9 protein-coding genes are annotated in these 8,500 nt (G+C 65.9%); all 9 read right to left on the bottom strand.

Annotated elements, in window-relative coordinates; all coding sequences use genetic code 11:
* Positions 1-892: P-type conjugative transfer protein TrbL (trbL, locus tag PHO31112_RS26025; RefSeq protein WP_150624512.1), on the bottom strand; the 892-nt coding region annotated here is incomplete at its 3' end.
* Positions 889-1,179 carry a hypothetical protein gene (locus tag PHO31112_RS26020; RefSeq protein ID WP_150624510.1) on the bottom strand — a complete coding sequence of 97 codons (291 nt, stop codon included), beginning with the start codon at positions 1,177-1,179 and terminating at the stop codon, positions 889-891. The genes trbL and PHO31112_RS26020, both read right to left, overlap by 4 nt.
* 5 nt (positions 1,180-1,184) lie before the next feature.
* On the bottom strand, positions 1,185-1,913 hold the full coding sequence (gene trbJ, locus PHO31112_RS26015; RefSeq protein WP_150624508.1) for a P-type conjugative transfer protein TrbJ: 729 nt from the start codon (positions 1,911-1,913) through the stop codon (positions 1,185-1,187).
* On the bottom strand, positions 1,910-4,336 hold the full coding sequence (trbE, locus tag PHO31112_RS26010; RefSeq protein WP_150624506.1) for a conjugal transfer protein TrbE: 2,427 nt from the start codon (positions 4,334-4,336) through the stop codon (positions 1,910-1,912). Before trbE ends, trbJ begins: the two co-directional genes overlap by 4 nt.
* Before the next feature lie 10 nt (positions 4,337-4,346).
* The gene (locus tag PHO31112_RS26005) at positions 4,347-4,619 is read right to left on the bottom strand and encodes a VirB3 family type IV secretion system protein (RefSeq protein WP_150624504.1); all 273 of its coding nucleotides are present in this window, start codon (positions 4,617-4,619) and stop codon (positions 4,347-4,349) included.
* A complete protein-coding gene (locus PHO31112_RS26000) occupies positions 4,616-4,987 on the bottom strand; it encodes a TrbC/VirB2 family type IV secretion system protein (protein WP_150624502.1) in 372 nt (123 codons plus the stop codon). Before PHO31112_RS26000 ends, PHO31112_RS26005 begins: the two co-directional genes overlap by 4 nt.
* Positions 4,987-5,997 carry a P-type conjugative transfer ATPase TrbB gene (gene trbB / locus PHO31112_RS25995; RefSeq protein ID WP_150624500.1) on the bottom strand — a complete coding sequence of 337 codons (1,011 nt, stop codon included), beginning with the start codon at positions 5,995-5,997 and terminating at the stop codon, positions 4,987-4,989. Before trbB ends, PHO31112_RS26000 begins: the two co-directional genes overlap by 1 nt.
* Complete coding sequence (locus tag PHO31112_RS25990; protein ID WP_150624498.1) at positions 5,994-6,458, bottom strand: CopG family transcriptional regulator; 465 nt, start codon at positions 6,456-6,458, stop codon at positions 5,994-5,996. Before PHO31112_RS25990 ends, trbB begins: the two co-directional genes overlap by 4 nt.
* On the bottom strand, positions 6,455-8,458 hold the full coding sequence (locus tag PHO31112_RS25985) for a conjugal transfer protein TraG (protein WP_150624496.1): 2,004 nt from the start codon (positions 8,456-8,458) through the stop codon (positions 6,455-6,457). The genes PHO31112_RS25990 and PHO31112_RS25985 overlap by 4 nt, the downstream gene beginning before the upstream one ends.
* Positions 8,459-8,500: the final 42 nt, after the last annotated feature.

Genomic DNA, 8,500 nt, shown 5'->3' with positions numbered 1-8,500 from the left:
CTGCCGCGCCACCCGTCGCTACGGCCGCACCGCCAGCGACGGCAAGGCCCGCTACGCCGAGCGCCGTACCGGCGGCCGCTCCGGCACCGAGCTGCGGCGCACCGGACACCAGGCCGGTTGCAATGCCCGGCCCGAAGATGCCAAGTCCCAGCATCGTCAGCGAGGCCAGCATGATGGCGAGCGCGTGGTTCAGCGACGGATCGGCACCGGCCGGCGTCTGGAACTGACCGAAGATCGTCGAGCCAATGCCGACGATCACGGCGAGCACCAGCACCTTCACACCCGACGACACCACGTTGCCCAGCACCTTCTCGGCAAGAAACGCGGTCTTGTTCCAGAGCGCGAACGGCACCAGCACGAAACCCGCGAGCGTGGTCAGCTTGAACTCGATCAGCGTCACGAAGAGCTGCACGGCCAGGATGAAGAAGCTGATGACCACCACGACCCAGGCGAGCAGCAGAATCACGATCATGTCGATGTTGCTGAAGACCGCGGTGATGCCGTTGGACATCGTACCGACCTGTTGAAGAATCGGTTGACCGGCCTGGACGCCAATGGCAGCCAGGCGTCCGGGTTGCAGGAAATTGCCGATGCTGATCGACGAACCGGACGCGAGCAGGCCGAGGCCCACGAACGAGCGGAAGACGATGCTCGCGAGCGTGTTGAAGTTGCCGATGATGTAGGCGAACGCGCCGACGTAGAGCGTCTTGCGGATCAGCTTAGCCAGCACTTCCTCGCCACCCATCGCCCAGAACAGCCCGGCGAGCGTCATGTCGATCACGATCAGCGTGGCCGAGAGATACGCGACTTCGCCGTGCAACAGGCCAAAGCCCGAGTCGATGTATTGCGAGAAGACGGCCAGGAACTGGTCGATGACGGAAAGGTCGTTCATGGCCGATCCCCTTGCGGTGCCTCGAAGCTCGCCGGAATCGGCGGCAACTCGGCGAGCGTCTGGTACTCGCCGGCACCGCCCAGACCAAGGAAGAAGCGCCGCGCATAGGCCGCGTCCACGACGCGACAGGTCGCGCTGTCCATATGTGCTTGCGCAACGGCGCAACGCTGGCGCAGCGCGTAAAGCCGCTGCGGATCGTGCGCGAGCGCATCGACCGTTAACACCGGCTCACGCCGACCGCAGGCGGTCAGCACGGCGATGATGGATAGGACCAGTGCGCAGCGCATGGCTGTCAGTTCCCGTAGAAGCTCACCGACTGCGGCGTGTATTGCGGGCCGCTGCCTATGAAGCGGGTACGGACCTGCTGGGCCTGTGCCTCGTCGGCCGCCGCACGCGCCTGGTCCAGAGCCGTCGCGCGCTGCTGCGACACGGTGAGCTGCTGCGACTGAATCGCCTGACGTGCGATCAGCGCGAGCAACTGGTTCGTCGCCTGGCTCGCCTGCAAGGCACCGACCGCGCCCTGGCTCTGCGTCACCAGACTGCTCAGTACGCTCTGGTCGGACAGCAGGTTCTGCACGGCCTGCGACTGCATCTGCGTCGAGGTCTGCAATGCCTGCACCGAGGTCTGCCAGCGCGTCTGCGCGTCCTGCACCATCTGCGCGTTGCTGGTGCCGGCGCCATAGGATGACGGGTACAGCCGGTTGAACGTCGCCTGCGACTGCGCGACGTTGAACGTCAACCCCTGAGCCTGTGAGATCAACTGGTTCGTCGTCGCCAGCGTGGACAGCAACTGCGACAGCGAATTGAAATTCAGGCTCGTGAGATTGCGACCCTGATTGACCAGCATCGTCGCCTCGTTCTGCAACTGCTGGATCTGGTTGTCGATCTGTTGCAGCTCGCGTGCGGCGGTCAGCAGGTTCTGCGAATAGTTGGCCGCATCGAACACCGCCCACTGTGCAAAGCTCGTGGACGACACCGACAGCAGCAAGGCCGTGACGACGGCCAGCCCGGTCTTCTTCATGGCTGAATCTCCGGTGACGTGAGGAACGAAGGCATGAGGTTGGCCGCCCAATCGAGGCCGCTATGGCGCAGCCAGGCACCCGCGAAACCGGGCGTGCCGGCGTTCAGCAGCACGTGATCGATGTCGCGCTGGTCCTGCGGCGTGGACGCGCCGACGAATGCCAGAGTGGCCGGCCCCAGGTCGAGATCGAACAGGCGATTGCCAAGGCGCGACTGGTAGTAGTAGTCACGCTTGGGTTCAGCGGTGGCGACGATCTCGATCTGCCGGCCGTTGAGGCCAAAGCCTTCGTAGATCGTGCGAATCTGTGGCTCGGTCGCTTGCGGGTTCGGCAGGAAGATGCGGCTCGCGCAGCTCTCGATGATCGCGGGCGCGATGCTCGAATCTTTGATGTCGGCGAGGGACTGCGTGGCGAAGATCACGCTGACGTTTTTCTTGCGCAGCGTCTTGAGCCACTGGCGGATGCGCGCGGCGAACACCGGGTCATCGAGGAACAGCCAGGATTCGTCGAGAATCAGCAGCGTCGGCGCACCGTCGAACCGTTCGTCGAAGCGCGCGAACAGATAGCCCAGCACGGCGAGCACCGCCGCCTTGCTCGGCATCAGCTCCTCCATCTCGAAGCCCTGCACGTCAGCGCTGCCGAGCCGGTCATGGTCGGCATCGAGCAGACGGCCGTGCGCGCCGCCAAGCACGTAAGGCGCAAGCGCCTGACGCAGCACATTGGACTGGAGCAGCACCGACAGGCCCGTGAGCGTGCGCTGTTCGACGGGCGCACCGGCGAGGCTGCCGAGCGCCGACCATACGGCGGCTTTGTCGTCGGGGCCGACGGCAATGCCTTCGTGCAATAGACGGCCTTCGACCCATTCGGCCGCCCAGGTGCGGTAGCTTTCGCGGTCGATGCGTGCGAGCGGCTGGAAGGCGATTGCGCCATCGGAGCCGAGGTCGTAGTGCTCGCCGCCGAGGCCGAGGATCGTGGCGCGCATCGAGCGGCCCATGTCGAACGCGAAGATGCGCGAGCCGCGATACCGGCGGAACTGCATCGCCAGCGTGGCGAGCAGTACCGACTTGCCCATGCCCGTCGGGCCGACCACCAGCGTATGGCCCACGTCGCCGATGTGTGTCACGAGGCGAAACGGCGTGTCGCCATCGGTGCGCGTGACGATCAGCGGCGGCCCGTCAAGGTGCTTGTTCTTCTCCGGCCCGGCCCACACGGCCGACAGCGGCATCAGGTGCGCAAGATTCAGCGTGGAAATGCTCGGCTGCCGCACATTGGCGTAGGCGTGGCCGGGAATCGACGACAGCCACGCTTCGACCGCATTGAGGGTTTCGGGAATCGTGACAAAGCCCCGGCCCTGGATGACGCGCTCGATCCTCCGCAGCTTCTCGTCGGCCGCCGCCGCATCCGCGTCCATGACGGTCACGGTCGCCGTCACGTAGCCGAACGCCACCTGATCGCTGCCGAGTTCCTGCAGGGCGGCATCGGCATCCATCGCCTTGTTGCTCGCGTCGGTATCGACGAGCGGCGATTCCTGCTGGAAGATCGTTTCGCGTAGCAGCGCGATGACGTTCTTGCGCTTGGCGAACCATTGCCGGCGCAGCCGCGTCAGTACCTTCTCGGCTTCGGCCTTGTCCAGACACAGGAAGCGCGTGGACCAGCGGTAGGCAAAACCAAGCCGGTTGAGGTCATCGAGCAGGCCCGGCCAGGTCGAGGTCGGAAAGCCGCGTACCGTCACGACCCGCAGGTGTTGGTCGCCGAGCATGGGTGCGAGGCCGCCGATCAATGCCGAATCGGCCAGCAGCGCGTCGAGATGAAACGGTACTTCGGGCACACCGATGCGGTAGCGCCGCGTCGAAATGGTCGCGTGCAGGTGCGTGAGCGTCTCGCCGTCGTCCAGCCAGGCGATCTCCGGCATCACGCCGTCGAGCAGGTCGAACACGCGATCGGTTTCGGCAACGAAGGCGGCGAGCCGCTCGCGCCAGTCCACGCCGGACGTGGGCGTGTTCTCGTACAGGAGCTTCGCGGCGCGTGCGCGCGACTCCTCCGGCGGCAGGTACACCATCGTCAGGTGATAGCCGCTCTCGAAGTGACTGCCTGTCAGCTCGAATGCGGCGCGGCGTTCCTCGTCCACGAGCCACGACAACGCCTCGGGAAAATCCGAGTGTGGATAGTCTGCTGCCGGCCGGCGCTCGGCGTCGATGAACAAGGCCCAGCCCGATCCCAACCGGCGCAGCGCGTTATTCAGGCGCGCGGTCGTGGCGATCAGTTCGCCCTGCGTGGCGCTGTCGAGGTCCGGCCCGCGAAAGCGTGCGGTGCGCTGGAACGAACCGTCCTTGTTCAGCACCACGCCGGGCGCGATGAGTCCCGCCCACGGCAACCAGTCGGCAAGCAGTGCGGGACGCTGGCGGTATTCGGCAAGATGCAGCATGGCATCGTCCTCACACGTCCAGCAGCGATTTGTGCTTCAGGTGCCGCGCGAAGACCTGCATAAACTGCGGATCGACTTTCGCGCCCCACACAGCGAGCGAATGGCCGATCAGCCACAGTGCGATGCCTGGAATCCACAGTTGCAAGCCGAGCCCGACGGCGGCGGCCAGCGTGCCGTTGGCGATCGCCACGGTGCGCGGCGCACCGCCCATCAGGATCGGCTCGGTGAGCGATCGATGCAGCGGCACCTCGAAGCCGAGGGTGATGGTGGCTGGCTCGTTCATGCCACCACCGCGCCGCCGGAGAAGCTGAAGAACGACAGGAAGAACGACGACGCGGCGAAGGCGATCGACAGCCCGAACACGATCTGGATCAGGCGCCGGAACCCGCCGCTGGTGTCACCGAACGCGAGCGTGAGGCCCGTCACGATAATGATGATGACGGCGATGATCTTGGCGACCGGACCCTGGATCGAGTCGAGGATGGATTGCAGTGGCGCTTCCCACGGCATGTTCGAGCCGCTGGCCTTCGCCGTGCCGGTCAGCACCAGCATCACGACGGCCAGCATGAGTCCCTGCCGTGCGGGCTTGCCCAGGCTGCGAAGGCGTGCAAGCGGATTTACGGAAAAGCGCAGAATATGGACATGACTCATCAGAGTTCTCCGGTGGGAAGCGAAGACGGGGCTGGATCGGATGGCGACGGCATGGCGTCGCAGAGCTGGTAGCTAGTGGCATCGAAGCCGGTCACACGGGCGATGCGTTCGATGCGGCGGCGACGGCCACGCCCAGCGATGTGGATGACGACATTCACCGCCTCGGCGATCAGCGCGCGCGGCGGATTCACGGCAACTTCGAGAATTAGTTGTTCGAGGCGCAGCAGCGCGCCCAGCGCGGAACCGGCGTGGATCGTGGCAATGCCGCCGGGGTGGCCGGTGCCCCACACCTTGATGAGATCCAGCGCCTCGCCGCCGCGTACCTCGCCGACGATCACGCGGTCGGGCCGCAGGCGCATCGTGGCGCGCACCAGCTCGGTCATGGACACGACGCCGGCGCGCGTGCGCAGCGGTACGTGGTCGCGTGCCGTGCATTGCAGTTCGATGGTGTCTTCGAGCACCAGCACGCGGTCGCCGGTGGCGGCGATTTCCGCGAGCAGAGCATTGGCGAGCGTGGTCTTGCCGGTACTGGTGCCGCCGGCGATCAGGATGTTCTGGCGCTCGCGCACCGCGTCGCGCAGGAATGCGGCCTGCTCGGCGGTCATCATGCCGTCGGCGATGTACCGGTCCAGCGGAATGACACCGACCGCGCGCTTGCGCAGTGCGAAGGCCGGCCCTGGCGCAGCGGGCGGCAAAATGCCCTCGAACCGTTCTCCGGTTTCGGGCAATTCGGCGGTCAGCAGCGGCTGACCGCGATGCACTTCCGCGCCGACGTGCGCGGCGACCAGGCGGATGATGCGTTCGCCGTCCGCCTCGGACAGCTCGGCGCCCATCGGTGCGCGACCCGACGACAGGCGGTCGATCCAGAGCGTGTGGTCGGGGTTGAGCATGATTTCCACCACGTCCGGGTCTTCGAGCGCGGCAGCGATCAGCGGCCCCATTGCCGTGCGCAACATGCGGATGCGCCGGTCGAGCGACGTGGTAGCGAAAGATTGGGGCTGCGCGCTCATGAGGCACGCTCCTGCGCTTCGGCCTGCGCCGCCGCATCGTTCAGGCGTGCGGCGTCGGGGTTCAGCTCCTCCACCACCTCGCGCACGAGGCTGCGCCCGCGCATCAGGTGGCGGCCGAGCTGTTCGACGAACTGCTCGAAACGCGCCTTGCCCTGCGCACGAGCGGCATCCTGATGAGCTTCGGGGACGGGCGTGCTGACCGTGAGGAAGTAGCGGACGAACAGCGCCAGCGTCTCGATCTCGATGTTCTGGTCGCGCTCCAGCTTCTCGAACTGGCGCGACAGGCGATCCAGTCGCTTGGCAATCGCTGCCTCGCGCTGGTCGCCCGCATCGGGCGAGAGCCAGGACGTGAGCGCCGCTGCGACGATGGACGACTTCGAGACGCCTTTCTTCGTCGCCAGTTCGTCGAGGCGTCGGGCGTGCTCGGGCGGAATGAACAGGTTGAGGCGATACTGGCTCATAGCTGAAGTCCGTCGTCGTGATCGAGGGATGCCAGCCGGGCCGTGCGCTGCATGGCCGGGTCGAACTGGCGAGGGAGCGGCAGCGGCGGGTCATCGTCGTCGAGCAGCGCGAGGTCGCTGTCGGCGAGCTGCGGTTCGGGGCTGTACTCGGAGACTTCCGACAGCTCCGGCTGCCTGCGCGGGCCGCCGTCGTCCGCGGTACCGGTGTCATCGCCGACCAGGCCAGCGGCGACCGGCGCTGCCGGCACGGTGGGAATCGCCAGTCCGCTCCAATCGTTCGGCCGCAACGGCGGCGCGTCGGTGTAGCGCCCGACCGCGAGCACGGGCGGTGGCAGCACGCGGCACTTGAAATTGGCGTCGGTGTAGTAACGCAGCTTCTTCGCCTTGATCGGTGCGACGCTGGACACCATCACCACTTCGTCGTCGGGCGGGAGTTGCATCACTTCGCCCGGCGTCAGCAGTGGACGCGCGGTTTCCTGACGCGACACCATCAGATGGCCGAGCCACGGCGCGAGCCGGTGGCCGGCGTAGTTGCGTTGCGCGCGCAGCTCGGTCGCGGTGCCGAGCGTTTCGGAGATGCGCTTGGCGGTGCGTTCGTCGTTCGTGGCGAACGTCACGCGCACATGGCAGTTGTCGAGGATCGAATGGTTCTGGCCGTAGGCTTTGTCGATCTGGTTGAGCGATTGCGCGATGAGGAAGCTGCGGATGCCGTAGCCGGCCATGAACGCGAGTGCCGTCTCGAAAAAATCGAGCCGGCCCAGCGCCGGAAACTCGTCGAGCATCAGCAGCAGCTTGTGGCGGCGTGCGATACCGTCACTACCGTCGAGCGATTCGGTCAGGCGCCGACCAATCTGGTTGAGGATCAGGCGCACCAGTGGCTTCGTGCGGCTGATGTCCGACGGCGGCACGACGAGATACAACGACACCGGATGCTCCGATGCGATCAGGTCAGCGATACGCCAGTCGCAGCGCGAAGTGACTTCGGCCACTGTTGGGTCGCGGTACAGGCCGAGAAACGACATGGCCGTGGACAGCACGCCCGACCGCTCGTTGTCCGATTTGTTGAGCACTTCGCGCGCGGCAGATGCGACGACGGGATGCGGTGCATCGCCCAGGTGCTTCGTCGTCATCATCCGGTGCAGCGTCAGCTCGAACGGGCACGCCGGATCGGACAGGAAGTTGGCGACACCGCGCAGCGTCTTGTCTTCGCCCGCATAGAGCACATGCAGGATCGCGCCGACCAGCAGTGCGTGCGAAGTCTTTTCCCAATGATTGCGGCGTTCGAGCGCGCCCTCGGGATCGACCAGGATGTCGGCGATGTTCTGCACGTCGCGTACTTCATGCGCGCCGCGCCGGACTTCGAGCAGCGGGTTATACGCCGCCGACTTCGGATCGGTCGGATTGAACAGCAGACAGTGCGAGAAGCGCGCGCGCCAGCCCGCGGTGATGGCCCAGTTCTCGCCCTTGATGTCGTGAATAACGGCGGACGCTGGCCAGCTCAACAGCGTGGGAATCACCAGGCCCACGCCCTTACCGGAGCGCGTCGGCGCGAAAGTCAGGACGTGTTCAGGGCCTTCGTGGCGCAGGTACTGACCGTCATGCAGACCGAGGAAAACGCCTGCTGGTTTTGTCAGGCCAGCCTTATGGATGTCGCGGCCATCGGCCCATCGCGCCGAACCGTAGGTAGTGACGAGACGCGATTGCCGCGCCCGCCATACCGACATGCCGATGGCGACACCCGCAGCGGTGACACCACTCGCGGCAGCAATGGCGCCGCCCTTGAGAAACAGACGCGGCGCATAGGCGTCGTACCAGTACCACCACTCGAACAGCCGCCACGGGTGATAGAACGGGATGCCAAGCCAGTCGAACCAGGGCGAGCCGAGGCGTAGCTGATAGCCCAGGTGTGCGGCGGTCCATTGGGTGGCACCCCAAGTTCCCGCGACCACGATGCCGAACACCGTCAGCATCTGGCCGAACAGCACACTGGTCCCGTTCATGCCGCTCTCCGACTTTCTCCTGCTTCACGCAGCAAAAACGTG

It is taken from the genome of Pandoraea horticolens, from assembly GCF_902459555.1.
GTDB lineage: Bacteria > Pseudomonadota > Gammaproteobacteria > Burkholderiales > Burkholderiaceae > Pandoraea > Pandoraea horticolens.
This window is presented reverse-complemented; position numbering and strand designations above follow the sequence as displayed.